Source organism: Blastococcus deserti (genome assembly GCF_042682525.1).
GTDB lineage: Bacteria > Actinomycetota > Actinomycetes > Mycobacteriales > Geodermatophilaceae > Blastococcus_B > Blastococcus_B deserti.
Genome location: NZ_JBHUHP010000016.1, coordinates 186,655 through 211,802 on the forward strand (window position 1 = coordinate 186,655; position 25,148 = coordinate 211,802).

Sequence of the window (25,148 nt, forward strand, 5' to 3'; positions counted from 1 at the left end):
GTCCCTGGAGTCCCAAGCCTTCCAAGCTGACTGTGCGGGTTCGATTCCCGTCACCCGCTCGACGTGCGATGTCGCGGGACGCCGTTCACACGTGTCCCGCGACATCCATCACGTCGGAGTCTGTGGCTGTTGGTGGCCTCGGGGGGAGTCCTTCTTCGCGCTGCTGCAGGAGAGCGTCTTTGACCGGCAGCGTTGGGCCACCCGAGAAGGTGTCTAACTGGCGATCATCACCTGGATCGGGGGCACATACCACGGCCGCCGGCGGCAACGACGCCTCGGCCGACTGCCCACGGTCGAGTACGACACACGCACCCACGCCGTAGCAGCGGCCTCGCCCCTACCGGAACGTCAACCGGAGTGGGGCAGCCCCAAGTCCCTCGTAGGCGAGGTGATGCCGTTGGGCGGCTAGGGCCGGCCTGAGCCCGACAGGAACCGGCTCAGGCGGTCGGATCAGCGGTCAGCGCCACCATGCGCCGGAGGCAGCAGGAGCGTGGCGGCCGCGGCGTACCGGTGCGGGTCGACGTCACCGAGCAGGGCGTGCTGCATCACGAAGCCGACGACGACCGAGAACAGCAACTGGCCCAGCACCTCCGGGTCGGTGTCGTTTGGCAGATGGCCGGCGTCACGCCAGTGCGCGACGCACTCGGACAGGCGCTCGCGCACCCGGCCATACGTCCGCTGGGCGATGCCGCGAACGGCCGGGTCGCGCAGCCCCTCTGCCCACGCCGTGACTGCGATTCTCGTGTAGTCGACGTCACCCTCCACGACGAGCGGATAGATCCGCTCGAGCAGCCGGCCGACCACTTCCCCGGGAGACGCGCCCCGGTCGAGGACCGCCTCGTCGACGGCGTGCAGCAGACCCTCGACGACCGGCTCGACCGCCGCGGCGACGAGATCATCCTTGCTCCGGAAGTAGCTGTACACAGCCCCGGCCGACAGCCCCGACTCGCGGACGACGTCACGTACCGAGGTGGCGTGGAAGCCGTCCCGGGCGAAGCAGCGCAGCGCCGCGGCCACGATGTGGTCCCGTCGGACCGCGAGGTGCTCGGCGGATACGCGCGGCATGGGTTCACTGTAACAAGAACGGACGACCGTCTTGACGTGTCACATATCTGAGCGAAAACTGGCGCTGAACGGTCGTTCGTTTTACTTCTCAGAGGAGGTCCACGGTGAGCACCGCGAGCACCCTGCACAGATCCGCCCCTGACACCGCTCACGTGCACGGCCTGACCCCATGGCACGCCGTGCTCGGCCTGGCGGTCGCACTCAGCGCCGCGCTGGCCGTCCTTCTGTCCGTGTTCGCCTGGCCGGCCACAGAGACCCGCCCCCGAGACGTCCCCATCGCCGTCGCCGGTCCACCAGAGGCGGTCGACCGGCTCAGGGCCGCCCTCAACGCGGCGCAGCCCGGCGCCTTCTCGATCCGCAGCGCCGACGGCCTCGACGAGGCGCGCGCCCTCGTCCGCGACCGGGATGTCGACGGCGCGCTCCTCCTCAGCCCGGAAGGCCCGAGCGTCATCGTGGCCACACAGGCGGGACCGGCCATCGCACAGGCGCTGACCCAGGTGGTTCAGGCCGTCGCCGGTACGACCGTCCCGGTCGAAGACGTCGCCCCAGCCTCCCCCGACGACCCACGCGGCACCGGTCTCGCCGCCGGCGCCCTTCCCCTCGCCCTGATCGGTGGTGCCGCCGGTGGCCTGCTCTTCCTGCGGGTGCACGGACCGGCTCGGCGCTCGGCGGGTGCCGTCCTGTTCGGGTTGCTGGCCGGCCCGACCGCGGTCGGGATCCTGCACGGCTGGCTCGGCGCCCTGACCGGCGACCCGCTGGCCGAGGTCGCCGTCGTCGGCCTCGGCTTGGCGGCGACCACCCTGGGGATCCTCGGCATCGCGACCGTCGCCGGCCGCATCGGACTGGTTCTGGCCGAACTGCTCGTCGTGGCGGTCGGCAACCCGCTGTCCGGCGCCTCCAGCGCCCCGGCCCTGCTGCCCGACGGCTGGGCCGCCCTCGGTCAGAGCCTGCCGCCGGGGGCGCTCGTGGCTGCGCTTCGGGCGGTCTCCGGGTTCGACGGCACCGGCGCCGGCCGACCGCTGACGGTCCTGACGTTCTGGGCCGCCGGAGGCCTGCTGCTGCTCGCCCTGCAGTCGTTCCACGAGCGTCATCCGGCCCGTCCGCACACCCTCCAGAGCTAGCAGCCTGCCGAACAACGAGGTCACAAGTCCGGCGGAAACGCCGCCAACAATGGCCGTCGAGCCGCGTGAAGGTCCCCGTCTCTTTCGGCGGAGACCTGGCCCCGAACGGGAAGGCCGGGGCGCTGTAGCCCAGACATGCTTGCCCTCGGTGTCGATGAACCAGCCGTGCGCGGCGCAGAGCCCGGCAACCAGGTGCAGTCCGAGGCCGCCGTACGTTGGAATGCGATCGACGGCGGGGATAGGCCATCGGTCGGTCGCAGTGTCCGGCGCCGGGTCTGAAGGAGGCTCGGTTTTCACGCTCCGACGAGTGTCGGGGGCGGTGGTCCGGTCCTGGTAGGGCAGTTCGTGCTCAACCGGTAAGCCCGAGCTCGTAAGCAGCCCGCGTGGCGCTGGTGCAGACGTCGTCGTGGTGCCAGAGACGACTGCCGTGGCATGATTGTGGCATGGGTAGAACACGGCTCAGCACTACCGTCGACGAAGATCTCCTCCAGGCCGCTCGACGTGTGCGATCCGGTGACACCGACGCCGCCATGATCGATGAGGCGCTCCGCGCGCTAGTGGCGCGCCACCGTTCGGCCGAAGTCGAGGCGAGCTACACCGCCTACGACGAACACCCGCTCGACGAACCGGACGAGTGGGGTGATTTGGCGTCGTTCCGCGAAGCCGCCGGACGGTCGTGACGACGCTGCCCGCGCGCGGTGAGGTCTGGTGGTGCGAGATGCCCGAGATCGGGCGCCGCCCGGTCGTCATCCTCTCCCGCGACGCAGTGATCCCCCGGCACCGGCGCGCACTCGTCGCACCATGCACCACCACGATCCGCGGCCTCGTCAGCGAAGTTGGCCTCGAGCCCGGCGAGGACCCGGTACCCCGCCGCTGCGTGGTCAACATGGACTCGGTCGAGAGCGTCTCTGTCGCGGTCCTCGTCGAGCGGCTCGGACGGTTGGCCGACACGCGCATGCGGCAGATCTGCGGAGCCCTCGCCGTCGCGGTCGACTGCGCGGACTGACGCTGTCTCGGTGGAGGCTCCCCCCGGAAATATCGCAGGACAGTGGCCATGCCGTCGGCCACCTTCCCGCATGACCGGCCCGGTGAGCCCTCCCGGACGGGGAGTGCAACAGGGACTCGCTCCTCCGGGCCGGCGTGGGCAGCAATGGCGCCGCGAACCGCAGCACTCGACTGGCCGCTGAACGAGTGACAGCGAAGAGCCGCTCCTCCGGCCGGCCATTTGGCGCTGAGGCACGCGGAAGGTACGGCATGCGCCTGACTTGGCGCTGAGCGGCCAAGATGGCGTCCTGCTCCAGCAATTTGTTGCGTCGCCGCAGCTCGCGCAGCTCCGCGGATTCGTCCTTGCCTCCGCCGCCGCGGCCGCCGGCCGCCGGCGGCGCCAGGCCGTCCTCGCGGTCGGCAATCTTCAGCCAGCGGGCCAGGCAGGACTCCGAGATGCCGAAGTCCCGGGCGATCTGGGCGATGGACGCTTCGCCCTTGCGGGCCACGGCGATCACGTCACGCCGGAACTCCGGCGGGAACGGCTTGGGCACGATGCTGATCCTTCCAGCGAGGCCGAAGCCTCACAGGCAAGGAGTCAACCGAACCGGGGCAGTCCCAAGCGACGGCACAGCCGGCTGGGGTCGTGTAGGGGACTCCCCACCCTGAGCATGTGGTGATGGATGTCGAGTCGGTGTCGGGTCACCTGTTGCCGTCGGGCAGCGGTACGCGTGCCGGAGAACGTCCGGGAGTAGGTGATGTCGGCGACCTACCGTTGGTGCGGGCCGGTCGCGGTGAAGGCACGATCGACCAGGTCGGGGCGGGTGTCGGGGCCACTGCCGGGCACGGTGGTGCGCAACCCATTCGCCCTGCTGATCCGCGCAGGCCCTTCGGCGCATCAGCCGGGCGACGGTGCATCTGGCCCCCTGGTGGCCTCGTCGACGCAGTTCGGCGTGCATCTTGCGCACCCCGTAGATACCGTAGTTGTCGCTGTGGGCTCGCTCGATGACCTCGGTGGTCGCCACGTGGTCACCGACCGTGCCGCCGACGGCGCGCCTTGGTGGCGCAGTAGGTGCTCGGGGCGATATTCGCGCCGGCCTCGGATCGGACGCGCCAGATCGGCTCGACCCCGTGCTCGAGCTTGTGCTGGTCGATGAAGGCGACGATCGGCGGGACTCGGAGACGGAGCTCGAGGTACTGCTGGAGCGGGGGCTGTCGCACGCAGGGATCGCCTGCTCAACAGATCGCGCGACTCGGGCGGAGGCCCATCCCGACTGCGGCAGCCCCACCGACTCGTAAAGCACTACGCAATGACTCCCGGCGGAGAAGTCAGGCGTCGGCCGCAAACCGCACCGATGTCAGACACTGGAGCACCCGACGTTGGGACGCTGGTGGATCAGTCTCCGAACCATTCGATGAGCATGGCCTGGCCGCCGTAGGCCTCGAACCCTCCCCAGAACCAGAAGGCATCGCCCCAGATGCCCAGGAAGCCCGGCTTGCGGAACACGAGGTGGAGGCTTGCGTCATCGCCGACGCCGCGGTCCACCGTGATCGGCCCCCACCAGCGCTTCGCGATGCCGTCGAGCCGGCCTTTGTAGTTGCGCTGGCAAAAGCCGTACACGCGGAGTTCTTTCGGCCAATCGGTGATGGCGCGGAAGTAGATCGTCACCCGATCAGGGTTCGCCTGCCCCGTGGCTGGGTCGACGATCGGGTAGTGCCAGATCCTGATCCCATCCCAACGGTTGTAGAAGGTGTCCCTCGGCCACGGAAAGGGGTTGTCCCACTCCCCGGGCGCCGTCGTGTAGGTGGGCTGCGTGGCATCGAAGGAGGGAAGGTTCGATGCACAAACCGACTCTGCGCCGGAAGGGGCGACACCCCTGACACTAGGCGCAACCTCGATCGCGAGTGCTCCTCGGCGGCGATTCGGCGTCAGCTGCGTGAGGACTCCTTGGAGCTTTCCTGAGCGGTAGACACCAGCGACCGACGAGGCGGGCGATGGTTGCCGGGTGCGGTCCTTGGCACCCGAGTGTCCTTGCCTGTCCTTCGCGAGAGACTGCAGGTCTTCAACGGCTAGCACGGAGAACTTGGCGCTACGCCTCATGTGAACTCCCTTGTTCCCATGTCCGATCGACACCGTGCCCGCCGCGAGGGCCACGCCCGGGCTGGCCTGACCGGGAGCCCGGATTGGAGCACGGCGACCATGGTCAGCCAGCAACCGAGGACGAACGCCACGGCGGCGGCCCAGACGACGGTGGCGGTGTGCGACCAGCCCAAGGCCGCGCCGGTCACCGTGCCCAGCACCTTGCCGATCGCGCAGCCGGTCAGGCAGGACAAGGTCGCGCGGACGGGCAGTCGGTCGAGATCCCATCGGCTCATGGCGGTGTCACCGCTCTCTTTCGGCTCGCCCGCTGGGCGACCGCCGGGCGCTCCCAGCGCCACGGGCCCCATGTCCGGATCGTCCAGCCGGGCCACCCGCTCGAATCCGAGCTTCTCCAGGACGGTCGTCGACGCACTCTCGACGGGAAGGGTGTGCGCTCGGACCAGCGAGACACCACACCGCGCCGCGTGGTCCAGCCACAGCCGGACGGCGTCCGTCCGTGCCCCCGGCCGGGATCGCCGGATCCATCGGCACCGTCGGCGACGCTTTGGACAACGCGTTGATGAATTGACGATCGGCCTTACAAGACGGAACTGATCGAGCACCCGCGGCGCTGCACCATTTGGAGGAACCGGGCACAGGTCGAGTCGGCCACCGCCGAGTGGGTGCACTGGCACAACACCGAGAGAATCCATTCCTCGATCGGCTACCCGACTCCATCGAGAAGGAAATGGAGTACGCTAATTTCACCTCCACCAGATCCAGGGCCTTCATCCGAAGAGGCACCGCTCCTGGGCTTCCCGGCGCTCGAAGAAGTCCGGCGCCGCGAGGTACCAGGTCACGCGGCCAATTTCCTCCTCGGGGTTAACGAGGAGCTGGCGCGCCGTCACCTGGTAGCCAGTCTGCTTGCGGGCGTGTTTCGGCAGCTCGGCAATGAGCCGCATCGGCTGCTTGTACGCCCGAGGGAATGCGAACACGCCGAGCCGTTGCCGGCCGCTCGGTCTCAGCGGGACCTGCACAAGTCCGTCCTCCGTCGGCTTCCCGATGCCGCGGTGGCCGCTGCGGTCGAAGAAGAAGTCCGGCGCCTCCAGCACCAGCTTCGCTCCCTCCGGCAGCTGCGGGAGGATCTCGATGCTCATCCGCAGCGTCCTGTCGAGGGCGCCGACGGCCAGGAACGGCATCGCTACCGATGGATCGGCCGACGGTCCCGACGACGGCACAACGTTGAAGTTGCGCCACGTCGAGTTGTTGTTGTTACGGATGAACGCCCGAAAGTTGTCGAAGTTCACCAGGTTCGCGAGCGGCGGCGCCGGGTCGTTGGCCGTGTTGACGACAGCGACGAAGCAGTAGTGGCCAGTGCCGGGTACCTCCGCCTGGTCCCAGACAAGTTCGTCCGCCACAGTAAGCACGTTCCCGGTGGGGACCGTGGGCAGCGTCGCCGAGCCGACGAGGGTCCACATGTCCGGGGTCACCAGCATGGCAACCTCCGACCAGTACACGTCGATCGTGGTGGTCCCAGCCGCGGTGGTGCCTCGGTTGCGCACTCGTGTGTAGATGAAGTTGTCCTGGCCTGCGGTGGCTTCGTAGCCCAGGCTCATGGATCCTTCGGTCCCGCTGCTCTCGCCGTAGGCCATCTGAGGGTCCGCCACGCTGTTAGGGCGGAGAATCACATCGGGGCTGGTGGAGACCGGGCCGGTGTGAGGCTCGCCGACGTCGGTGGCGTTGTCCCGGATGTAGACGTCAGCAAACCCGACGTCGAGGACGTCCTCGATGATTGACCGAAGGTCGGGCATTACGCCGATCTGGTCGACGGTGGGGTTGTTCGAGGCCGTGCCCGTCGCCGGATCGGACAGCAGCGCGCGGAGCTGGCCAGGGCTGAGCGGCGGGCCACCGCCCGCGGTGGCTACGCCCTGTACGGCTAACGCGGCTCCGGTGATGATTGGTGAGGCCGACGAGGTGCCGCTGAACGTTGTCGTGTACAGGTTCTGCGCGCCGGTGCTGTTGGACGATGTCGTGTTGACGTTCTCGCCCCAGGCGTAGCAGTCAATCCGGGGGCCGAAGGACGAAAAGTTCATGCGGGTATGAGGTGCCGCCGACGTCGCCGCTCCGACGACGATGGCGCCGGAGTCACGGAAGTCCGTGGTCGCCGGATTCAGCACTTGGTCGCCAGCGAAGTTCGTGACCAGGTCGAGGTCGTTGGCCCCGTTACCACCCGCCTCGACGACGGTCACCCCTAGGGCTGTCGCCAGCCGGATCGCCTCGAAGGCGTCGTCGAGCAACTCGATCGGTGCCCCAAACACAGGGGCTGCCGGGGTGACGGTCTGCACCTCCAGGAGGAGGACGTTTCCTGTTTCGAGGCCTGGAAGGGCAGCCGTGATGGCGCCGGCCACGTTGGCGAGCGATCCGGAGTGCGACGTGACATCCACGGAGTCGATCTCCGGCACGATGCCTACGCAGCCGAGGGTGTTGTCGACAGCGCACACCTCGCCGAGGACGCTCGTACCGTGCGGGCGGGACCCGTTCTGGAGAGTGCCGAACAGCAACGTGGCCCCGTGGGCATTCAAGTCCTCGTGGTCGAGGGTCCACCCCTGCTCGAGGTCGACGAAGCGTTGGCCGGCGCCAGCGCCACCCATGACGGTCCAGGCGAACTCCGCGTCGATGCCGTCCGGCGCGGGGTTGAGGTAGCCCTGATTCGGTGAGCGGGGATCGTCGGTGGCATTGACGACTGGGTCGATAGCGGGGGCGTCGGGCCGCGCGCTCTCTACGACTTCCCACGCCAGGAGCCGCTCCACCAGCTCCTCGGAGCGGACGCCCGGTGGAGCGTCAACGGAGAACCACCGGTCGAACCTATGGCCCCGGTAGTTCGAGTCTCGCTCCTTGGCGAGCTCGACGAGCCGAGCCATCTCGTCGGCAGCCAGTGCGGTGTGCAGCCGTTCGAACGCTAGGCCGCCGAGGATGTCCTCGAGCGGGCCAGCGCCGTAGCGCTCGGCGAGCAGCTTCTGCACATCGTCCTCGTACGGCACGTCCACCCAATCGTGGAGCTTGAACACCGCTCGAGGCCGGAACTCCGGTCGAGGTCCAGTCTCGCCTCGCGCACTCGCCGTCGGCCGCGTCGCCATGCTGTGATTCCCTTCGTGATCGGCGTCGGGCGAGCCCCGCACCTAAGTCTTCGAACCGATCGGTGCGGCGGGCCAGGCCCGCCGCTGTCGTTTGTCTTTGTGCCCGCATGGGGGGAGCCAGCGCGCTGCAGGCGTTGGTGATGGCCTAACCGTCGCGATGAGTGGCCACGGCTTGGGCTGCCCGTGGACGTGACTCCGGGCGCAGCCGCTGCACCGCCAGGTCCGTCTGGTCCCCGCTTAGGCTCACCTTGACCTTGACGCCGTCGAATCGCATGACTCCCCTCCGGACCGTCCGACTCCCCGGATCGCATGACTCTCCGGATCGCATGACTCTCCGGATCGCGTAGCTCCGGAGTCCGCCCGGCCGGCAGGGCCGACCGCCGGAAGAACGGTAGGGACGCCGACGTCACCGCCCCATCACCGATCCGTCACGCGGCGGGCGCGGCTCGGGCGCGCGATGGCAACCCGTGGCCGACCGAGGGCGCCCGCCGCAGGGTCGTCATCCCATCGCCCGCCCTCGGGAGCAAGTGCGAAGCGCCGTCACCGCTCGACGACGACCTTCACCGCCTCACCGAGCACCACCCTCGACTGGGTCATCCAAGCCGGAGATCGACGAGGGCCACAGGCCGGGCACGACGACCGATGACGCCACCCAGCTGGCCGAACTGGAACGTGAGGTGCGAGAGCTGCGCTGGGCGAACGCGATCCTCAAGAGCGCGTCGGCCTTTTCGCGGCGGAGCTCTGGGTGACGTCCCCGCTGGTGGTGTAGTTCTGACCGGCTGCCCGGTGACCTGCCGACGCAGGGGTGGGCGCCCGCGAGTGGACGGAGTTCCTGAGCCCGGACAACCGCCGACCGGAACCGCCGGCCAGTCGGCGCACGTGAGGTTGGAGGTCCCCGTCCCGGACGGCCTCGCAAGCTACGGAACTAGAGACTCACGCGAGAACTAGATGGTCGACATGCCACGACGACGCCAACGCCGCCATGGGCTCGAAGACCTTGTCATGCAGGTCCGATTGAACCCATGCCAGTCGCTCGTCCTCGGTACGGAAGGTGATGTCGAGACGAAGGCGAGGAGCGTCGCCGCCCTCTGTCGCAGCCAGAAGGAGACATTCCAGGAATCCCTGCTGTGCCGAAATGGCGGGAGCGAAGTTGTCGGTGAAGGCCCGCCGCAATTCAGCGACCGAGTCCCGAGCAACGAGGAAGGTGACGCTGACCCTGACTAACGAAGACGGCGTCATGCGAGCCCGAACACGCTCTGAGCGGTCCGCGACAGCACTGCCTCCATGTCCCTCGGCGCCAAGCTCAGCGCAGTGATCTTCTGCATCTCCGGCTCTACGTTGAAGGGCAGGTCGGCACCGAACATGACGCGGTCCGCGCCAAGGAGTTCCACCATGGCTCCGATGTCGGGCGTCTTGCACCACGACGGCTCCAGATAGATGTTGGAACACTCCCGGGCGACGGCTAGGGCGGCTCCGGTGAAGGTCCCGCCACCGGCGTGAGCGAGCACGATCGGCAGGTCCGGGTGGTCCTTGGCCGGCCCGAGGAGCGCGGCCGGGTCGGCGAAGGGCACGCCGTCCCCGGTGTGGACCATCACGGCGATGCCCAATTCACGAGCGGTCTCGAAGACGACCGCGGCGTCGCGGGAGCCGGGGTTTACCGCGTGTCCGATGGTGTGCAGCTTCACCCCGACGAAGCCGAGTTCCTCGACGCACCGCCGCACCTCCTGTCGGTAGGCGTCGGCGTCCATGTGCGGATTGACGCTGGCGATCCCCCACACCTCGAACGGCGCATGGGTAGCCATCGCCGCAATGGCATCGTGCTGCGCCTTCGCGTTGTCGGTGCCGGGAAACGGCTGGACGACGATGCCGTCGAGGCCGGTCCGCTGGACGGAGTCGATGAGTTGGGACACCTCGACATCGAGGTCGAAGACTCGGCAGGGGCCGAGATGCTGGTGCACGTCGATCTGTCGCATGAATCCCTCACTTGAACGATGTGTACCGCCGGTCGACCCGGGAGCTGGCTTCCGGTCCATCCGGTGAAGTGCCGTGTGATCACTTGCTCGAGATGCCGGCGCGGAGCCAACCCAGGTGAAGTTGCGACTGGCCGCCGGCGTTCACGTGCTCCAACGCCTCCACGCCGAGAGACACGATCTTCGGGTTGAATGCCAGCGCGCCCAGCGCCACGGGGGTCCCCGTCTCGTCCACCATGTGGGTGTACATGACCAACAGGGCCGCCCCCGGTTTGAGACCCAGCATGTCGGCGACCTCGGCCGACGCCTCCTCGGCGGTAACGGCGCTCGTGACGCGCGAGATCTCGACGCCGTGCACGGTCTCGAGGAACGGCACGATGTCGCCGACGAGGCGCTCGACCTGCAAGGGCTGTCCCTGGATCTCCTCCGGGAGGAGGTGGCACAGCAAGGCCGCGCGGACTCCGTCGACCTCGTAGCAGCGCGTACTGCGGAATGCCCACCGTGGCGCGCCGTCACCTCCGAGCTCACCAAGGCTCTCGTCGATGTCCACTCCGACGACGGAGAACTCGACGAGCCTGTGGGTCACCCCCGCCTCTCGAAGGAAGTCGGCGAACGATCCGATGATGTTCGCCGGGTAGCGAACCGGTTCCCTCCGCCCGACGATCGTCGTGCCCCTTCCGGGGCGCCGTTCGATGACGCCGTCGGCCTCCAGCCGACCCAGTGCGTCACGCAGCGTGGCCCGGGAGACCCCGAGGACGCGGCTCAGATTCGTCTCCGGTGGAAGTTTCCCCTCCCCTCGCCGGTCGAGATCGGCCACCAGGGTCTGCAATTCGAGCAACACGGTGTCGACCCTGCTGTCAGGCACGAGACACCAGCCGCGCGTCAGCCGCGCTTCCGGCGGCCGGGAGTACGGCCGCCAGGTCTGGCCCGTCGGGCTCGACCCTTGTCGGCGGCCGCGCGCCCCCGAGCGGCATGCCGTGCCGCTCGGCAGCGAGTCGCTCGAGCAACCATGGCCGCTCGGAGTCATTTGTGAGGCGACGGGCAATCGTGGGTTCGAGGAGCCCGGCGGCACCCGGATTCTCAACGATCGACATCTGTACCCCCAGTGATCGAAGCGGTGAGCGCCTGCGCATTCGGCAAGCCGTCGAAATCACCGATGGCCGACACCTCGACGGCAGTCATCACGACACCGGTCTCCAATGTGCGTGCGCCGTCCGGCCCCGGACCTCCGCCGCGGTGTGACCTGCGACGAAGGAATTCCCCGGCGTCCACGGTGCCGAGCACGGACGCGACGTGCGGGGCAGCGCGGTAGCGGTCGCCACCGATCGAGGCGAGCACACCGCGGGCACTCTGGGCGCCGACGACGTCCTCGGCTCCCTGCGACGCCACCCGCTGCACGGCATTCGAGCCGGCTGGCGGTGCGCGATAAGCCGCCCAGGCGCCATCTCGAGCGTGGCCATGGCCTCCCCGACGGTGACCACGAGCGGTCCGGGCAACAGCGGCCGGCGATCGCCGGCGCCGTCCGCCTGCGGATCAGAACTTGATCGCATAGCGGTGGCGCACGGGGGTGGTCGCCCAGCGGAACACGAGGTCGGCCAAGAGGCCCATGAGACCGAGCGTCACGATCCCCACGAAGACGTAGTCGGTCCGCGCGAACAGCCGCGAGTTGTAGATGAGATAACCGACCCCCGACTCGGCTGCGACCAGTTCGGCCGCAACCACCGTCATGAAGGAGATGCCCATAGCTGTACGGAGGCCGGTCACTATGTCGGGAATCGTCGCGGGGACGATGACCGTGCTGAGAAGTTGCAGCCGTGAGGCGCCGAGGCACTGAGCGGCCCGCAGCTTCTCCTCGTCGATGGCTTGGACACCGGCAATCGTGTTCAGGAAGACGATGAACAGTGACGCGTAGACGATGAGTGCGATCTTCGAGGTCTCGCCGATACCGAGCCAGATAAGGGAGAGGCTGAGGAAGGCGATGGGCGGCACGAATCGGAAGAAGTTGAGGAAGGGCTCGAGCGCCACCCGCAACAGCTTCACCCGGCCCGCCAGCAGGCCGAGCGGAATGGCGAGAACGGCGCCGATCACCCAGCCCGACAGCACCCGGAAATAGGACACGCCGACGTGCTGTGGCAGCTCTCCGGACCCGGTGAGTTCCACCGCGCTGCGGCCGACCTGCAGGGGGCCGGGGAGGAACAGCGGGTTGACGAACAGGGACAGCAACTGCCACAGCAGTAGCGCGCCGACCACGGCGAGGAAGTAGGTGAGCCACGTCCCGGCCATCGCCGGTCGCCGGGGCGCGGGTCGGGCGGTTCCGGCCGGCGCGCCGGTCGTCACGTCACTGACGGCCATCGTCGTCCTCCCTCTCGTGGTGGAGCTCCGACGTCAGCATCGACGTCAGTCGGAGGAACTCGGGATCATCGCGGCGGCGGGGCCGGGGCAGGCCGACCTCCACGACGGACTTCACGCGAGCCGCGGGGCCCGGCGACATCACCGCCACCCGATCGGAGAGGTACACGGCCTCGGACACGTCATGGGTCACGAAGACGACGGTCTTGACCTTGGCCTGCCAGATCCGAACCAGTTCGTCCTGCAAGCGCATCCGGGTCTGGGCATCCAGTGCCCCGAACGGCTCGTCCATGAGCATGCAGTCAGGATCGTTCGCCAGTACGCGGGCGATCTGCACCCGCTGCTTCATCCCGCCCGAGAGCTGCCGCGGGTACTTGTCGCGATGTGCTTCCAGGCCGACCAGCCGCAGGACATCGGACACCCTGGCCTGCCGCTGGGGTGCCGGCACCTTGCGCACGCGCAGCCCGTACTCCACGTTGCGTTCGACGGTCAACCAGGGGAAGACGGCCAGCTCGCTCTGGAAGACGACCCCACGATCGGCACCTGGACGATCCACGCGGTGCCCGCGGACGGCGATCTCGCCGGCTGAGGGGGGCTCGAATCCGGCCACCATGTGGAGCAGCGTCGACTTGCCGCAGCCGCTCGGCCCAACGATGCTCAGGAACTCCCCCGGTCGCACAGTCAGGTCGACGTCTTGGATGGCCGTGTACCGGCCGCCCGTCTTGACATCGTCGAACCATCTGGCGACCCCTCGGATCTCGATCGCACGCGATCCAGCCGACGTCGTGGTCTGGCTCATCTCGCGGCTCACCTCCACGATCACTCGGCCTGCTCCGGGGCGACGGCCTCCAGGTACTCGGGAACGAAGACTTCGTCGAGATCCGGAACCCGGTCGATCTTGCCCTGGTCCACCATCCACTCGGCGATGGCCTGCATGCTGTCCCGCGCTGCCTGATCCAGATGCACGGTGTAGTCGAACTCCGCGTCGTCGAGGAACGCCCGGACGACCTCGGGTTCCTGCTGGGTCCACTCCGCGCCGATCTCCACAGCCCGCTCGGGGTTGGCCTCGATGAATTCATCGGCCTCGATCAGAGCCTCGAGGACGCGCTCGGTGGCCTCCGGGTTCTCCCGGACCCACTCCCCCTGCATCTCCAGCAAGATCCGGGTCTGATACACGTCCTCGATGCCGGGCTCCAGGATGTGCGCATCACCGCCGAGGGACTCCAGTCCGCGACTGACCACGGGTTCGACGTTGAGGAATCCGTCGATGTCACCCCGTGCCATGACCGCGACCTGCTCGGCAGCGTCCACGTTGACGAACTCCACCTCGTCGCGGGATACGCCATGGAGCTCGAGGTACTCCTGGAAGGCGTACTCGAATGCTGATCCGGCGATCAGGCCGATGCGCTTGCCGGCGAGGTCCTCAGGTTTCTGGATGGAATCGTCCACCACGATCCGCTGGTCGTTGGCCTGGACGACGACGGCGGGCACGACGATGTCGCCACCCTGAGCGAGCAGACCAAGGAGAGGGAACTCGACCGATCCGGCAGTGTGGGCCTCACCAGCCAGCACTGCCTCGGTGCCGAGGAAGCCGACGTCGAAGAGGCGGACGTTCGACTCGATTCCGTGGCGCTCGAAGATGCCTTCGTCGTGGGCCACGTAGATGTTCAGCCAGGACAAGTTCCCGGCGCCGGTGAACGTCATGGGCACCGGTGCTTCGCCATCGGTCCCACCCGAGCCGGCCTCGCCTCCACCGCAGGCGGTCAGCAGGGCCGCCACCAGGCCCGCTGCGAGGCCACGCCGGATCGAGCTGTCTCTGAATCGGCCGTTAATACGCCTGCTGCTCATTGCTCATCCTTCCGATGCTCGGTCCCCACTGCGGCCGCAGGAGGGTGTCCAGCGCGACAGGGACACCGCCGCGTTCGATGGAGTGCTGCGCCGCCGCCATCACAGCCGTGGCTTCCACGGGGTGCTCGTACGACAGGGGCGGGCGCCCGGTTCGGGCCGCGCGGAGGAAAACGGCCAGCATCTCGACCATGCCGACTTCCTTCTGCGCCTCGTTGATGTCTGCCTCCAGATAGCCGTCCTTGCCGTACAACGTCACCTGCCGCACGGCTGACGTGTCCCGGAGTGCGTTCACGACGAGCACCTCTCCGCTCCGGTAGGTGACCGTGATGACCCGGGCGGCCTCGGTCTCCAGTGCGCACACGGTGGCCGCACCGGTACCGAGCAGGAACTGACCCGTCTCGACCATGTGCGTGACGTAGAAGAAGGGGCCGTCGACGTAGGGACCGGTGGCTACGCAGGTCCGTAGCCCGCCCAACTCATGCGCCCGGCGGTGGACCTCGCCGACGGCCGGGGACCACTTCCACGGCGACGACGTGAACAGCACCGCGCCGGTCTCCTCGGCGATCGCCACCAGCTCGCGAGCCTCGGGGATCGACTCCGTGAAGGGCTTGTCCACGAACACGGGTACACCAGCCCGGAGGAACGGCCGGGCGAGCGCGGCGTGGTCGCTGCCCCGCCAGGTGCATATCAGCACGGCGTCCACCTGTCCCACCAGAACCTCGGGCCGGTCGACGACGCGCTCGACCCCGGTCCGGTCGGCCCACTGGCGCGCCAGCTCGGGATCTTGACCCCACCAGGCGACCACGCGAGCGGGACCGAGGTCAGGGTGAGACACCAGATCGCTCCCTGACGCCGACGCTGGACGCCATCCGCTGGGACAGCTCACCGCGGGAGCCGGCATGCCGCCCACGGCGGCGGAGTGGTCGACGTCCGCCTTCGCAGGCACGGTCCCAGGTGCAGCGTTCAGCAACGAGGCGTACTCGAGTGCATGGAGAAGGTCCGTGCCCAGCATCCCCAAGCGCATGAGCGCCTCCACCGTCGAACTTTGTCTGACAAACCTCACCAGCACCGCGACGTTAAGTGACACCGGTCACCACGTCAAGATTGAGTTTGTCAGACCTTTCGTTTAGGATTGCGCCGCCAGACCGAACCAAGGGAGCGAGCGTGGCGTCCTCAAATCCGATCCGTGTGGCGGTGGTCGGGGCAGGCGACATCGCCCGCCAGGCCCATCTCCCGGCGTGGGCGACACGCACGGATGCGCGCGTTGACGTCCTCGTGGACCGGAACATCGAGCGGGCCCGCGGCATGGCCCAGGAGTTCGGCGTACCCCGAGTGGAGAGCTCCCTGGGCGCTGTCTCGGAGCAAGTCGACGCTGTCGACCTGTGCGTGCCGCCTGACCTGCACTGCACGTTGACCCTCGAGGCCCTCGAAGCAGGACTGCATGTCCTCGTCGAGAAGCCGGTGGCGACCGATCCGCGCGACGCCGTGCGCATGCAACGAGCGGCCGAGCGGGCCGACCGCACCGTCATGGTTGCCGAGAACTGGTTGTTCTCCTCCGCCCGACGGATCGCCGAGCGCACCATTGACGACCTCGGGCTCGGCCGCCCCTTCCTCGTCAAGGCCTGGCACGAGAGTGCCCTTTACATCGCCGAGGAGGGGCTGGTGCCGGCGTGGACCTTCTCGGCCGAGTCGGCGGGGGCCGGCTACCTGATGCAGGCAGGCATACATACCTTTTCACTGCTCGAGGCCATGCTCGGGCCGGTCGAACGGATCACGGCGGCGACCGATCGAGCGGCCCCTCCCGGCAAGGCCCCGATGGACAGCACGACCGTCGTGTCCGCCGAGTTGGCCGGCGACACGCTCGCCTCCGTCGTTCTGACAGGTCGTTCGCGCCAGGCCGGCCCCCGCCGGTTGGGCTTCCAGTTCTTCTTCCCCGCGGGAGTCGTGGAGTTCGACGTCTGGAGCGGGGCGGTCTCCTACACGCTCGAGGGGCGCCAGCAAGTGGTGGAGACCGGGTCCTCCTCCATGGGCTTCCGGGAAGAAGTCGACCATTTCCTGTACTGCGTGGCCACGGGCACCCAGCCGGAGTCCAGCGTGCCGCGGCTTCGACGGACGCTCGAGACCGTGCTGGCCGCGTACGAGGCCGCCGCCACGGGCCGCTGGTTGCAGGTGGACCAGTATGCGGAAGAACTCATCACGGAGGAACCGGCGTGACATCGGACCCAGCCCGCCGGCGGGGACTGCTGTCCGCGTACCGCGACGACGAACCGCTGGTCAAGGCCCGACTCGTCCGTCCCGAGGACTTCGGCAGCGCCTCCACCGGCGCGGCGAGGCTCCGGTGCTGGCTGGCGGGGACCGGCACGCCGGCTGTCATCGACGGCCGGCATGGCCCGTCCACCGTCATCTCGGCCGGGGACGACGTCGTCATGGTCGACACCGGCAACGGTTGCGCCTACCAACTGCTCCGGCTGGGATGGCAACCGCAGGACGTGACGCACGTCCTGATCACGCATCACCACCTCGACCACAACGTGGACCTCGGCTTCCTCCTCATGGCGCCGTGGGTCCACGGGACGCAGCGACGACCGCCCGTCGTCATCGGCCCGCCCGGGACCGAACAGTTCCTCAACCGCGTCTTCGCCGCCCACGACTACGACGTCCGCTCTCGCATGCCCCACGGCTATTCGCTCGACGCACTGGGGGTGTCCGTCGTGGAGGTGCACCACGGCACGACGCTCCACTTCGGACGCTGGCAAGTCACCGCCGTCGAGGTCGAACACTCACCTGTCGAAGATGCGTTCGGCTTCGTCATCCGGTCCGGGAGCCGGTCCATCGCCATCTCCGGCGACACGCGACCGTGTGAGAGGTTGATCGAGGCCGCGCAGGGCGCCGACCTGCTGATCCACGAGGCACTGTTTCCCGGTTGGGGCATCCCCGACTACCACACCAGCGTGCACGACGTCGGTCGCGTGGCCCAGGAGGCCGGCGTCACGTCCCTCGCGCTGACCCACCTCATCCCCGGCCACCTTCCCGACACGGCGTGGGCGGAGATCGTCCGCCGCGACTACACCGGCGAGCTGATGGTGGGCCGCGACCTTCTCCCAGTCTGCGATCTGATCTGAAGCTCGGAAAGCGTTCCCGGTGACCGAGATGCTGCTTTGAGCGCGCGCACCGTGCCGCGGCGACGATTGCGTCCGCCGATGCCGACCCGCGGGGACGTCGTGGCGGGGCTGAGTGTGGCGCTGATTCTGCTCCCCCAGGGCATGGCCTACGCCCAGCTCGCCGGGCTGCCGCCGATCCAGGGGCTCTACGCCGCTGCTGCGGCGCCGATCTTCGCCTCCTTCGTCGGCTCCTCGCCCTATCTGCAGACCGGTCCCGTGGCGATGACGAGCCTGCTGACCCTCGGAGCCCTGACCCCGCTCGCACCGGAGAACTCCACGGAGTTGGTCGCCTACGCCGCCGTGCTGGCCGTGGTGGTCGGGGTCGTGCGCCTGCTCTTGGGGCTGCTGCGCGCGGGCGCCTTCGCCTATCTGCTCTCCGAGCCGGCGATCAACGGCTTCCTGGTCGGCGGCGCGATCCTGATCGTGGCCTCGCAGGTGCCGCCGCTGCTCGATCTCGACTCCGAGTCGGCCAACCCGCTGGGGGCCGCGGCCGCGGCACTGGCGCGCCCGGCCGCGTGGGAGCTGGCCGCGCTCTGCCTGGGGCTGGCGACGGTGCTCTTCCTGGTCCTGTCCCGCCGCCTCGGTCCCCTGTTCCCCGCTGTACCCCTGGTCGCCGCCGCCGGAGTGGTGGTCGGCGGCCTCACCGCCTACCCCGGTGACCTGGTCGGCGACATCCCCACGGGCCTGCCGCCCGTCACTTTCGACCTCATGTGGTCGGCGCTGCCGCAACTGCTCGTGCCCGGTGCCGTGATCGCGATCGTCGGCTTCGCCGAGCCGGTGGCGATCGCCCGCCGGTTCGCCGCCGAGGACCGACAGCACTGGCACCCCGACCGCGAACTCATCGGCCAGGGACTGGCGAACGTGGCCGCCGGCTTCGCTGGCGGATATCCCACCGGGGGGTCGCTGTCCCGGTCCTCGCTGAACCGGGCCGCGGGTGCGACGACGCGCTGGTCGGGTGCCATCACCGGCCTGCTCGTGCTCGCCGCCCTGCCGATCGCCGACGTCCTCTCCCCGCTCCCCCGGACGGTGCTCGCCGGGCTGGTCCTCACCGCAGCGCTGCCACTGCTCGACCCCCGCGTGTTCAGCCGCCAGTGGCGGCTCTCCCGCCCGCAGACCGGCGTCGCCGTCGCCACCTTTGTCGCCACGCTGGCCTTCGCCCCGCGTATCGAACGTGGGGTTCTCGTCGGCGTGGCCCTGGCGGTCGCCGTCCACCTGTGGCGCGAGCTGCGGTTGCACGTGCAGGCCGAGCTCACCGTCGACGGGACACTGCACCTGCGACCGCAGGGGGTTCTCTACTACGCATCCGCCCCGGCGCTGCAGGACCAGCTCGTCGAGGTCGTCGCCTGTCATCCCGGCACCCGTCGCATCGTCCTGCACCTGAACGAACTGGGCCGCATCGACCTGTCGGGCATGCTCACGATCCGGGCGGTCCTCCAGGACCTCCACCTGCCGGTCACCCTCGGCGACGTCCCCCAGCACGGCCGACGCCTGGTCTCCCGCGTACTGCCGGAGGTCAGCCTGCCGCCGGACGACGACCCCCGTGAACGCGATACCGACGTCCTCGGCGGTGCCGACACCACGACCGCGGACGGCCGCGGCCCCGGCGGTGGGCGCGGCCCCTCCCGCCGCCGGATGTCGCGCTGAGGCACGAGAACGGCACGGCATCCGCCCGACTTGCGCTGACCCGCTCGGAAACCCAAGCCTGCCAAGCTGGCAATGCCGGTTCCATCCCGGTGTGGGGCGTCCCCGTGACCCATGGGGTCACGCGGGCGCGGCTCCCGCGCGATGCCCTCCATCCCCGCAGCCCCCGGCCCTCCCCTCCAGGGCTCACGGGTACATGCTCCGGAGACGGGCTCACAGATGCGTGCCCGGCGGAGATGCGGGGACGAACGCCCCGACGTCCTTCTGTCCGTCCCCGCACGAAGCCACCGCGACCGCCGGACGCGGTGCCACGCCACGCCGATGGGCCCTTCCCCATCCCCTGTGTGCTCACGGAGTGGGCAGCGGGCACACCGCGGGGTCCGGGCCCGGGGCCGGAACCGTCAGCGGGCCATCGGCCGGCGCACCGAGGATGGTCGCGATCACCCTGGTGTTACCGGTCCCGGGGTTGAACGCGGTGTGCACGTTGGTTCCGCCCGCGTCGACGAGCGCCTCGCCGGCGCGGTACTCGCGGTCGACGCAGTCAGCGGCCAGCCGGTAGACGAACTCGCCCTCCGCCACGTTGATCAGCACCGGGCCGGGGTGGGTGTGCCAGGGGAACACCCCGCCGGGCGGGATCGTGATCTCCAAGGTGGCGATCGTCGACGCGTCCTTGACGGTCACGACCTCCTCCGCCCGCCCGTCGAACCGGAACCGGATCTGGGTGCCGACGTCGTCGGTGAACGTCGACCGCGGACCGACCGGCGTAGTGGTGATGTCTGCGTGACCGTGGTCCCCCTGTTCTGCGACGACCGTGCCTCCGTATCCGGTCAGGACGCCGAGCACCAGGAGGCCGGCGACCGTGGGCGCGGCGACGAAGGCGGCCCGGCGGCGCATGGCGCGCGACAGCGGGCGACGGGTGCTGGTGGGGTCGGTGTCGGGCATGGTGTTCCTCCTCCAGAGGTGATCAACGGTTGACGGCTTCGGTCTCGGCCGGGGCGGGCAGCAAGCCGACCTGGGTGAGCAGCGCGACGTCGTCGAGGCGGTTCCAGCGCTCGGCCACGCGCTCGCCCCGGAAGCGGAGGATCGTGATGCCCTCCACCGCGATGCGCCTACCGGTCCTCGAGGCGCCGAGCAGCTCCCCGGTGTGCGTGCCGGTCAGGGTGAACCGGACCGCGACCCGGTCGCCCTGTGCGACGACGTCCTCGGCACCGATGTGGGCGTCCGGCATGCCGGCGCGCAGGGCGTGGAAGAACGCCGCGATCCCGTCGCGCCCGGGTGGGACCTGGGGCGGGAATCCGTGGAAGACGGCGTCCTCGGTGTACAGCCTGGTGACGTAGCCGTCCACGTCGCCTGCGTTGAGCAGGCCGACGGCGGTGGCGACGGTTCTGGCGTGGTCGGTCATGGTTTCTCCTCGAGGTGTTCGTCAGCCCGTCGAGCCGGCGTCGCGAGCCGCTCTCCTCCCATGCCGAGCGCCGGAGGGGAGGTGGGTGGCCGAGCAGGCGGTGGGGCCCGTCGTCGTGCGGCGCGCCCGGCAACCGGGCGACGCCGGTACCGGCGCGTCGCGGTTACCGAGGCCCGTGGGCACGTGTCCGGCCCGCGCCGCCGGCCGACCGATTCCCCGGCGTCCGCGTCGGGCGCGAGTTCGGCGGCGACGTGCTGGCCGTCGACCTGCGGTCGGTGAACCTGCACCGGCCCCGCGCCCGGTTCGCCGTGGCGAAGGGTCAGCGCTTGCGGGCGGTGAACAGCAGGTACTCGGCCGGGTACGCCGTCCGGCCGGGCGTGTCGGAGCGGTTCCAGGCGGTGAGCAGCTGCAGGAGGTCGCGATCCAGCGCTACCACCCGGTCGTGATCAGCGGCGTTGTAGTCGTACACCGCGATGATCGGGCCGTAGTTGCGTTTCCAGTACTCCCGGAACGCCGCCGGGTCCGGGCTGACGTCCATCACGACGGTCTGCCGCCGCATCTCGACGTCGGTGATCCGGTCGCCGAAGAGCGCCCGGACGTGCTCCTCGTCGCCCCATCGGGGCGGGGGCGTGGCCCCGGGCGGGGACGGCGGCGCATACGGGCTCAGCGTCCTGAACACCTGGCCGATGAAGCCCTCCGGCGTCCAGTTGATCATCCCGATCGTCCCGCCCGGCCGGGTGACCCGCACGAGCTCGTCGGCGACGGTCTGGTGGCGCGGGGCGAACATCGCTCCGACGCAGGACAGGACGACGTCGAAGCTGTCCTCCGGGTAGGGCAGCGCCTCGGCGTCGCCCTGCGCCCACTCCAGCTCGACACCGTGCTCGGCGGCGGCCGCGCGGCCGGCGTCGAACAGCTCGGGGGTCAGGTCGGATGCGACCACGGTGGCGCCGGTGGCGGCGGCCGGGATCGCAGCGTTGCCCGATCCGGCGGCCACGTCGAGCACGCGCTGGCCGGCGCGGACCCCGGTCGCCTCGACGAGCGTCGCCCCGAGCGTCGGGATCAGCTGGGCAGCCACGGCGGGGTAGTCGCCGGAGGCCCACACGGCGCGGTGCCTGGCCTTCACGGCCTGGTCGGCGGTCTGGTCGATCGTGCTGGTCATGATCTTCCCTTCTCGGCTTCCGTCTCGGACGCACGGGATCTCGCTGTGGGTTCTGGCAGGTGTCACACGCCCGGGAGCTGGATGCGGCCGAACGCGACGGCATGCCGGACGCCGATCGCCGGCCCAGCCCTCGCGGTGAGCCGACGCACGAACGCGTCGGGATCGAACTCACGGCCCAGCCCCTCCAGGTAGGCCTCGTGCGCGCGCAGTGAGTCGACGCCGGCATCGACGGTGTCGGTGACGTCGACGGCGTGGGTGGGCTCGCTCGCGCCCATGACGTAGACGTGGCGGACCCCGCCCCACGGCTCGAAGCCCTCGCCCAGCAGCTCCGGGAAGATCCACCGGTTGCCGGCGTCGCGGGCGGCGTCGAGCACCGCCACGCCGACGGCGCGGTGGTCGGCCTGGTTGACGATCCGCTGCCCGGCGGCCATGCCGTACGTCAGCTCGTAGGTCGCGGTGACCAGCACCTCCGGCCGGAACCGGCGGATCTGGCGGGCGATGTCGCGGCGCAGGTCCAGGCAGAGCTCGACGACGCCGTCGCGATGGCCGAGGAACGTCACGTCCTGCACCCCGACGATCGCGGCGCTCGTGATCTGCTCCTTCTGCCGCAGCGGCCCTGCCTGGCCTGGCTCGAGCCCGTCGATGCCGGCCTCGCCGTCGGTCACGATCACGTAGCCCACGGTCTTGCCACTGCGGGTCCAGCGCGCGATCGCGCTCCCGGCGCCGTACTCCAGGTCGTCGGGGTGGGCGACGACCGCCATCGCGCGCGCCCAGTCCTCGGGAACGACCTCTAGCTGTCGGCTCATGCCCGTACTGACGGCGACCTCCGGCGAGGGACGCAGCCGTGCGTCCGACGCCCGCCGGCCGCGTCAGTACGGGCGGCACCGCGGCGACGGCCCGGTGTCGCCCAACAGGAGGACGACATGCCCACCACCCGCGTGCAGCTCGCGCTCAACGTCTCCGACGTCGCGGCGGCGACGGACTTCTACGCCAAGCTGTTCGGTGTACGGCCGCACAAGCAGCGCGACGGCTACGCCAACTTCGCCGTCGAGGACCCGCCGTTGAAGCTGGTGCTCATCGAGCAGCCGGGGGCGGCCGAGCGCCTCAACCACCTCGGGGTCGAGACGGCGACGTCCGTCGAAGTGACCGCCGCGCTGGCCCGCTTCCGGACCGCCGGGCTCGAGGCGACGCTCGCCGAGCAGGACCTGTGCTGCCACGCCGTCCAGGACAAGGTGTTCGTCACCGCCCCGGACGTGCCCACCGGCACGTGGGAGTTCTACGCCGTGACCGACGACGGTCCGGTCGACCCGGACGGGCAGACGACCTCGGCATGCGCGGTGAGGTGCGAGAGCGAGGCTGCGACGTCCGGCGGCACCTGCTGCGCCTGACCCCGCTCGTGAACCCCCTGCCGACTCGGCGGGGGCGGCTGGAGGAGATCGAGATGTTCAGGATCGTGACGGGCGTCGACGGCGCACCGTCGATGCTCGAGGTCGTCGACCGGCCAGGACTGCTGGCGTCGGACGTCGCCGTCCGGCCGCTCGTCCCGGGGGACGCTGACACGGTGCGGCTGGTGTTCGACGGCCTGTCACCGGAATCGCGCCGGACCCGGTTCCTGGCCCCCATGCCGACGCTGAGCCCGTCGATGCTGGAGCGGCTGGTGGACGTGGACCACGACCGGCACGGCTGCTGGGTCGCCCTCGTCGAGGGATGGCCCGTCGGCATCGGCCGCTACGTACGGCTCACCGGGGACCCCACCGCCGCCGAGGTGGCGCTGGAGGTGGTCGACGAGTACCAGGGGCACGGGCTGGGCCGCATGCTCCTCGAGGTCGTGGCGACCGCCGCGGCGGACGTGGGCGTGCGCTCGCTCCTGTGGGTGATGGACCCGGGCAACTCGGCCATCCGCTCCCTCGCCATCCCGCTCGGCGGCCGTTTCACCGTCGAGTACGGCACCCTGGAGGGCACCACCCCGCTGCCGGAGGTGCCGGCCACCGACGCCTGCCGGATCGGGCGCGTTGCCCGCGCCGCACGGAAGCGGGCCGCGGACCGGCGGGTCGCTGCCTGAGCCGTTGCCGGCGGCTCCGCGGCCGTGCTCGTGGCGGATCGCCTGACGGACGGTGCCGAGGAGCTCGGCGGTCTTCCCTCCTCGTCGGCGTCGACGACGGACGTGGGTTCGTGGGGCGACAGGCGGCCTCCGCACGCGCCTTCACCGCGTCGCACGCGGACCGCCCGGCTGCGAGCTGACCGCCGAGCCGCGGTCGGTGGATGTGCACCCGGTCCTGCGCCCGGGTCGCCGTCCGAGGAGGGGCTCAGGCTCGTGGGCGGTGGACAGCAGGCACTCGGCCGGGTTCTGCCGTCGGGACTGCGGTCAGCCGCAGTGACAGCCGGCGGGCGGTGTGTAGTCCATCGGCACGCCGCGCGCGTCGAGGGTGAGCGCGCAGCACCGGCCGAGCAGCTCGGCGAGCCGGCGCCGGCCGCGCTGCACCCGCGACTTCATGCCGGAGACGGACATGGACTCGCGCGCGGCGGCGTCGGTCTGGGTCAGCCCGTCCAGGTCGGTCAGCTCCAGCGCGCGGCGCTGCTCGGGCGGCAGCCGGTCGAGCAGCGGCCGCAGGCACGCGGCCAGCTCACGCAGGACGCCCGGCTCGGCCTCGTCGGGCGTGTCGGCGATGAGCTCGGCGGCCCCGTCGGGCAGGGGCGCCCGGCGCCCCTGCTCGCGCTGGGCACGCCGGTACTCGTCGATGATGGCATTGCGCGTGATCCGGTAGACCCACCGTGTGAGGTGCTCGCGGTCGTCGACACGGTCGAGGTTGCGGTGGATCCGCAGCACGATCTCGCCGAGGACGTCCTCGGCACGGTCCGGGTCGCTGACGCGCCGGCGGACGAACGCCCCCAGTTGCGCGCCGAACTCCCGCCAGACGCCCTCGGTGTCGAGCCGTGCATCGATCGCGGTCCCGGTCATGTCCGCTCCCTGGTCGGAGAATTGGCAGGACTCGCTTCCACTGACGACGCTAGTACGCAACGGACGCACATCACCTCGATACATCCCGCCCGGCCGGCGGAGCCGTGACGGTCTGGTCCTCACGGCTCGACAGGCTGTCCTCGACGAGGACGCCCACTCCCGCCTCCGGACATCGCATGCGGCCTCGCCGCCGAGATGCGACACGTGTGCGCCTCTCGATCTCGGAGCTCGAAGAGGGTGCCAGGTCCGCCCGCGGAGACCGAGCAGTGCCC

General features: G+C 69.8%; 27 protein-coding genes and 2 pseudogenes. 9 read left to right on the plus strand and 20 right to left on the minus strand.

The genetic code is table 11. The features are described from left to right. Window positions 1-450 precede the first annotated feature (450 nt). Entirely contained in the window at window positions 451-1,065 is a 615-nt protein-coding gene (locus tag ACFSHS_RS16560) for a TetR/AcrR family transcriptional regulator (RefSeq protein WP_376878461.1), read from the minus strand. A 104-nt stretch (window positions 1,066-1,169) separates the two neighbouring features. Here ACFSHS_RS16560 and ACFSHS_RS16565 point away from each other — a divergent pair, with 104 nt between their 5' ends. The 3 genes from ACFSHS_RS16565 to ACFSHS_RS16575 all read left to right on the plus strand — a co-directional run bounded on the left by ACFSHS_RS16565 (window position 1,170) and on the right by ACFSHS_RS16575 (window position 3,192). Then, window positions 1,170-2,186, plus strand: coding sequence for a hypothetical protein (locus ACFSHS_RS16565; RefSeq protein ID WP_376878463.1), 1,017 nt, complete (start codon window positions 1,170-1,172; stop codon window positions 2,184-2,186). Window positions 2,187-2,569: 383 nt separating this feature from the next. Then, window positions 2,570-2,866, plus strand: a complete 297-nt coding sequence (locus ACFSHS_RS16570) for a type II toxin-antitoxin system VapB family antitoxin (protein ID WP_376878465.1) — start codon at window positions 2,570-2,572, stop codon at window positions 2,864-2,866. Continuing rightward, on the plus strand, window positions 2,863-3,192 hold the full coding sequence (locus ACFSHS_RS16575) for a type II toxin-antitoxin system PemK/MazF family toxin (RefSeq protein WP_376878467.1): 330 nt from the start codon (window positions 2,863-2,865) through the stop codon (window positions 3,190-3,192). The genes ACFSHS_RS16570 and ACFSHS_RS16575 overlap by 4 nt, the downstream gene beginning before the upstream one ends. Before the next feature lie 220 nt (window positions 3,193-3,412). Here the strand turns inward: ACFSHS_RS16575 and ACFSHS_RS16580 are convergent. From ACFSHS_RS16580 to ACFSHS_RS16600, 5 genes and pseudogenes are all read right to left on the minus strand, one after another. Beyond that, a pseudogene (locus tag ACFSHS_RS16580) lies at window positions 3,413-3,724 on the minus strand (transposase); the annotation flags it as partial. 30 nt (window positions 3,725-3,754) lie between these two features. Then, window positions 3,755-4,195, minus strand: a complete 441-nt coding sequence (locus ACFSHS_RS16585; RefSeq protein ID WP_376878469.1) for a transposase — start codon at window positions 4,193-4,195, stop codon at window positions 3,755-3,757. 4 nt (window positions 4,196-4,199) lie between these two features. Then, on the minus strand, window positions 4,200-4,391 hold the full coding sequence (locus tag ACFSHS_RS16590) for a hypothetical protein (RefSeq protein ID WP_376878471.1): 192 nt from the start codon (window positions 4,389-4,391) through the stop codon (window positions 4,200-4,202). Between the two features lie 175 nt (window positions 4,392-4,566). Continuing rightward, window positions 4,567-4,839 (minus strand): hypothetical protein, encoded by a 273-nt coding sequence (locus ACFSHS_RS16595; protein ID WP_376878473.1) that lies wholly within the window; start codon window positions 4,837-4,839, stop codon window positions 4,567-4,569. A 428-nt stretch (window positions 4,840-5,267) separates the two neighbouring features. Continuing rightward, complete coding sequence (locus ACFSHS_RS16600; RefSeq protein ID WP_376878475.1) at window positions 5,268-5,546, minus strand: DUF4396 domain-containing protein; 279 nt, start codon at window positions 5,544-5,546, stop codon at window positions 5,268-5,270. A gap of 230 nt (window positions 5,547-5,776) precedes the next feature. Between ACFSHS_RS16600 and ACFSHS_RS16605 the strand changes: the two are divergent. Then, window positions 5,777-5,987, plus strand: a pseudogene (locus ACFSHS_RS16605) (integrase core domain-containing protein); the annotation flags it as partial. A gap of 51 nt (window positions 5,988-6,038) precedes the next feature. On the opposite strand, the gene ACFSHS_RS16610 reads toward ACFSHS_RS16605, so the two are convergent. The 9 genes from ACFSHS_RS16610 to ACFSHS_RS16650 all read right to left on the minus strand — a co-directional run bounded on the left by ACFSHS_RS16610 (window position 6,039) and on the right by ACFSHS_RS16650 (window position 15,389). Then, the gene (locus tag ACFSHS_RS16610; RefSeq protein WP_376878477.1) at window positions 6,039-8,318 is read right to left on the minus strand and encodes a S8 family peptidase; all 2,280 of its coding nucleotides are present in this window, start codon (window positions 8,316-8,318) and stop codon (window positions 6,039-6,041) included. 1,002 nt (window positions 8,319-9,320) lie between these two features. Next, window positions 9,321-9,626 carry a hypothetical protein gene (locus ACFSHS_RS16615; protein ID WP_376878479.1) on the minus strand — a complete coding sequence of 102 codons (306 nt, stop codon included), beginning with the start codon at window positions 9,624-9,626 and terminating at the stop codon, window positions 9,321-9,323. Beyond that, window positions 9,623-10,360: an amidohydrolase family protein gene (locus ACFSHS_RS16620; RefSeq protein ID WP_376878481.1), complete on the minus strand. Its 738-nt coding sequence runs from the start codon at window positions 10,358-10,360 to the stop codon at window positions 9,623-9,625. Before ACFSHS_RS16620 ends, ACFSHS_RS16615 begins: the two co-directional genes overlap by 4 nt. A gap of 79 nt (window positions 10,361-10,439) precedes the next feature. Then, window positions 10,440-11,384 carry a GntR family transcriptional regulator gene (locus ACFSHS_RS16625; protein WP_376878483.1) on the minus strand — a complete coding sequence of 315 codons (945 nt, stop codon included), beginning with the start codon at window positions 11,382-11,384 and terminating at the stop codon, window positions 10,440-10,442. Window positions 11,385-11,437: 53 nt separating this feature from the next. Continuing rightward, window positions 11,438-11,746 carry a hypothetical protein gene (locus ACFSHS_RS16630; protein WP_376878485.1) on the minus strand — a complete coding sequence of 103 codons (309 nt, stop codon included), beginning with the start codon at window positions 11,744-11,746 and terminating at the stop codon, window positions 11,438-11,440. Between the two features lie 144 nt (window positions 11,747-11,890). Then, window positions 11,891-12,709, minus strand: coding sequence for an ABC transporter permease (locus ACFSHS_RS16635; protein WP_376878487.1), 819 nt, complete (start codon window positions 12,707-12,709; stop codon window positions 11,891-11,893). Then, window positions 12,696-13,505 carry an ABC transporter ATP-binding protein gene (locus ACFSHS_RS16640; RefSeq protein ID WP_376878489.1) on the minus strand — a complete coding sequence of 270 codons (810 nt, stop codon included), beginning with the start codon at window positions 13,503-13,505 and terminating at the stop codon, window positions 12,696-12,698. The genes ACFSHS_RS16635 and ACFSHS_RS16640 overlap by 14 nt, the downstream gene beginning before the upstream one ends. 20 nt (window positions 13,506-13,525) lie before the next feature. Beyond that, a complete protein-coding gene (locus ACFSHS_RS16645; RefSeq protein ID WP_376878491.1) occupies window positions 13,526-14,554 on the minus strand; it encodes an ABC transporter substrate-binding protein in 1,029 nt (342 codons plus the stop codon). Further along, window positions 14,535-15,389 (minus strand): Gfo/Idh/MocA family protein, encoded by an 855-nt coding sequence (locus ACFSHS_RS16650; RefSeq protein ID WP_376878493.1) that lies wholly within the window; start codon window positions 15,387-15,389, stop codon window positions 14,535-14,537. The genes ACFSHS_RS16645 and ACFSHS_RS16650 overlap by 20 nt, the downstream gene beginning before the upstream one ends. Window positions 15,390-15,718: 329 nt before the next feature. Between ACFSHS_RS16650 and ACFSHS_RS16655 the strand changes: the two genes are divergently transcribed. The 3 genes from ACFSHS_RS16655 to ACFSHS_RS16665 all read left to right on the plus strand — a co-directional run bounded on the left by ACFSHS_RS16655 (window position 15,719) and on the right by ACFSHS_RS16665 (window position 19,359). Then, window positions 15,719-16,768 (plus strand): Gfo/Idh/MocA family protein, encoded by a 1,050-nt coding sequence (locus tag ACFSHS_RS16655; RefSeq protein ID WP_376878495.1) that lies wholly within the window; start codon window positions 15,719-15,721, stop codon window positions 16,766-16,768. Further along, window positions 16,765-17,676: an MBL fold metallo-hydrolase gene (locus tag ACFSHS_RS16660; protein ID WP_376878497.1), complete on the plus strand. Its 912-nt coding sequence runs from the start codon at window positions 16,765-16,767 to the stop codon at window positions 17,674-17,676. Before ACFSHS_RS16655 ends, ACFSHS_RS16660 begins: the two co-directional genes overlap by 4 nt. 78 nt (window positions 17,677-17,754) lie before the next feature. Next, window positions 17,755-19,359: a SulP family inorganic anion transporter gene (locus ACFSHS_RS16665; protein ID WP_376878499.1), complete on the plus strand. Its 1,605-nt coding sequence runs from the start codon at window positions 17,755-17,757 to the stop codon at window positions 19,357-19,359. 345 nt (window positions 19,360-19,704) lie between these two features. On the opposite strand, the gene ACFSHS_RS16670 is transcribed toward ACFSHS_RS16665, so the two are convergent. From ACFSHS_RS16670 to ACFSHS_RS16685, 4 genes are all read right to left on the minus strand, one after another. Then, entirely contained in the window at window positions 19,705-20,298 is a 594-nt protein-coding gene (locus ACFSHS_RS16670) for a cupin domain-containing protein (RefSeq protein WP_376878501.1), read from the minus strand. A gap of 22 nt (window positions 20,299-20,320) precedes the next feature. After that, complete coding sequence (locus tag ACFSHS_RS16675) at window positions 20,321-20,758, minus strand: ester cyclase (RefSeq protein WP_376878503.1); 438 nt, start codon at window positions 20,756-20,758, stop codon at window positions 20,321-20,323. 319 nt (window positions 20,759-21,077) lie between these two features. Next, window positions 21,078-21,917 (minus strand): class I SAM-dependent methyltransferase, encoded by an 840-nt coding sequence (locus ACFSHS_RS16680; protein ID WP_376878505.1) that lies wholly within the window; start codon window positions 21,915-21,917, stop codon window positions 21,078-21,080. A gap of 62 nt (window positions 21,918-21,979) precedes the next feature. Next, window positions 21,980-22,723 (minus strand): PIG-L deacetylase family protein, encoded by a 744-nt coding sequence (locus tag ACFSHS_RS16685; protein WP_376878507.1) that lies wholly within the window; start codon window positions 22,721-22,723, stop codon window positions 21,980-21,982. A gap of 117 nt (window positions 22,724-22,840) precedes the next feature. Here ACFSHS_RS16685 and ACFSHS_RS16690 point away from each other — a divergent pair, with 117 nt between their 5' ends. Then, window positions 22,841-23,305, plus strand: coding sequence for an ArsI/CadI family heavy metal resistance metalloenzyme (locus ACFSHS_RS16690; protein WP_376878509.1), 465 nt, complete (start codon window positions 22,841-22,843; stop codon window positions 23,303-23,305). Between the two features lie 53 nt (window positions 23,306-23,358). Next, on the plus strand, window positions 23,359-23,979 hold the full coding sequence (locus tag ACFSHS_RS16695; RefSeq protein ID WP_376878511.1) for a GNAT family N-acetyltransferase: 621 nt from the start codon (window positions 23,359-23,361) through the stop codon (window positions 23,977-23,979). Window positions 23,980-24,282: 303 nt separating this feature from the next. On the opposite strand, the gene ACFSHS_RS16700 is transcribed toward ACFSHS_RS16695, so the two are convergent. Continuing rightward, on the minus strand, window positions 24,283-24,876 hold the full coding sequence (locus ACFSHS_RS16700) for a sigma-70 family RNA polymerase sigma factor (protein WP_376878513.1): 594 nt from the start codon (window positions 24,874-24,876) through the stop codon (window positions 24,283-24,285). Between the last annotated feature and the right edge of the window lie 272 nt (window positions 24,877-25,148).

What these genes read in the sequence shown, in the direction of transcription:
- ACFSHS_RS16560 (WP_376878461.1), bottom strand. Translation starts at nt 1,065, where the DNA reads ATGCCGCGCGTATCCGCCGAGCACCTCGCGGTCCGACGGGACCACATC.
- ACFSHS_RS16600 (WP_376878475.1), bottom strand. Translation starts at nt 5,546, where the DNA reads ATGAGCCGATGGGATCTCGACCGACTGCCCGTCCGCGCGACCTTGTCC.
- ACFSHS_RS16615 (WP_376878479.1), bottom strand. Translation starts at nt 9,626, where the DNA reads ATGACGCCGTCTTCGTTAGTCAGGGTCAGCGTCACCTTCCTCGTTGCT.
- ACFSHS_RS16620 (WP_376878481.1), bottom strand. Translation starts at nt 10,360, where the DNA reads ATGCGACAGATCGACGTGCACCAGCATCTCGGCCCCTGCCGAGTCTTC.
- ACFSHS_RS16625 (WP_376878483.1), bottom strand. Translation starts at nt 11,384, where the DNA reads ATGACTCCGAGCGGCCATGGTTGCTCGAGCGACTCGCTGCCGAGCGGC.
- ACFSHS_RS16635 (WP_376878487.1), bottom strand. Translation starts at nt 12,709, where the DNA reads ATGGCCGTCAGTGACGTGACGACCGGCGCGCCGGCCGGAACCGCCCGA.
- ACFSHS_RS16640 (WP_376878489.1), bottom strand. Translation starts at nt 13,505, where the DNA reads ATGAGCCAGACCACGACGTCGGCTGGATCGCGTGCGATCGAGATCCGA.
- ACFSHS_RS16645 (WP_376878491.1), bottom strand. Translation starts at nt 14,554, where the DNA reads ATGAGCAGCAGGCGTATTAACGGCCGATTCAGAGACAGCTCGATCCGG.
- ACFSHS_RS16665 (WP_376878499.1), top strand. Translation starts at nt 17,755, where the DNA reads ATGCCGACCCGCGGGGACGTCGTGGCGGGGCTGAGTGTGGCGCTGATT.
- ACFSHS_RS16670 (WP_376878501.1), bottom strand. Translation starts at nt 20,298, where the DNA reads ATGCCCGACACCGACCCCACCAGCACCCGTCGCCCGCTGTCGCGCGCC.
- ACFSHS_RS16675 (WP_376878503.1), bottom strand. Translation starts at nt 20,758, where the DNA reads ATGACCGACCACGCCAGAACCGTCGCCACCGCCGTCGGCCTGCTCAAC.
- ACFSHS_RS16680 (WP_376878505.1), bottom strand. Translation starts at nt 21,917, where the DNA reads ATGACCAGCACGATCGACCAGACCGCCGACCAGGCCGTGAAGGCCAGG.
- ACFSHS_RS16685 (WP_376878507.1), bottom strand. Translation starts at nt 22,723, where the DNA reads ATGAGCCGACAGCTAGAGGTCGTTCCCGAGGACTGGGCGCGCGCGATG.
- ACFSHS_RS16690 (WP_376878509.1), top strand. Translation starts at nt 22,841, where the DNA reads ATGCCCACCACCCGCGTGCAGCTCGCGCTCAACGTCTCCGACGTCGCG.
- ACFSHS_RS16695 (WP_376878511.1), top strand. Translation starts at nt 23,359, where the DNA reads ATGTTCAGGATCGTGACGGGCGTCGACGGCGCACCGTCGATGCTCGAG.
- ACFSHS_RS16700 (WP_376878513.1), bottom strand. Translation starts at nt 24,876, where the DNA reads ATGACCGGGACCGCGATCGATGCACGGCTCGACACCGAGGGCGTCTGG.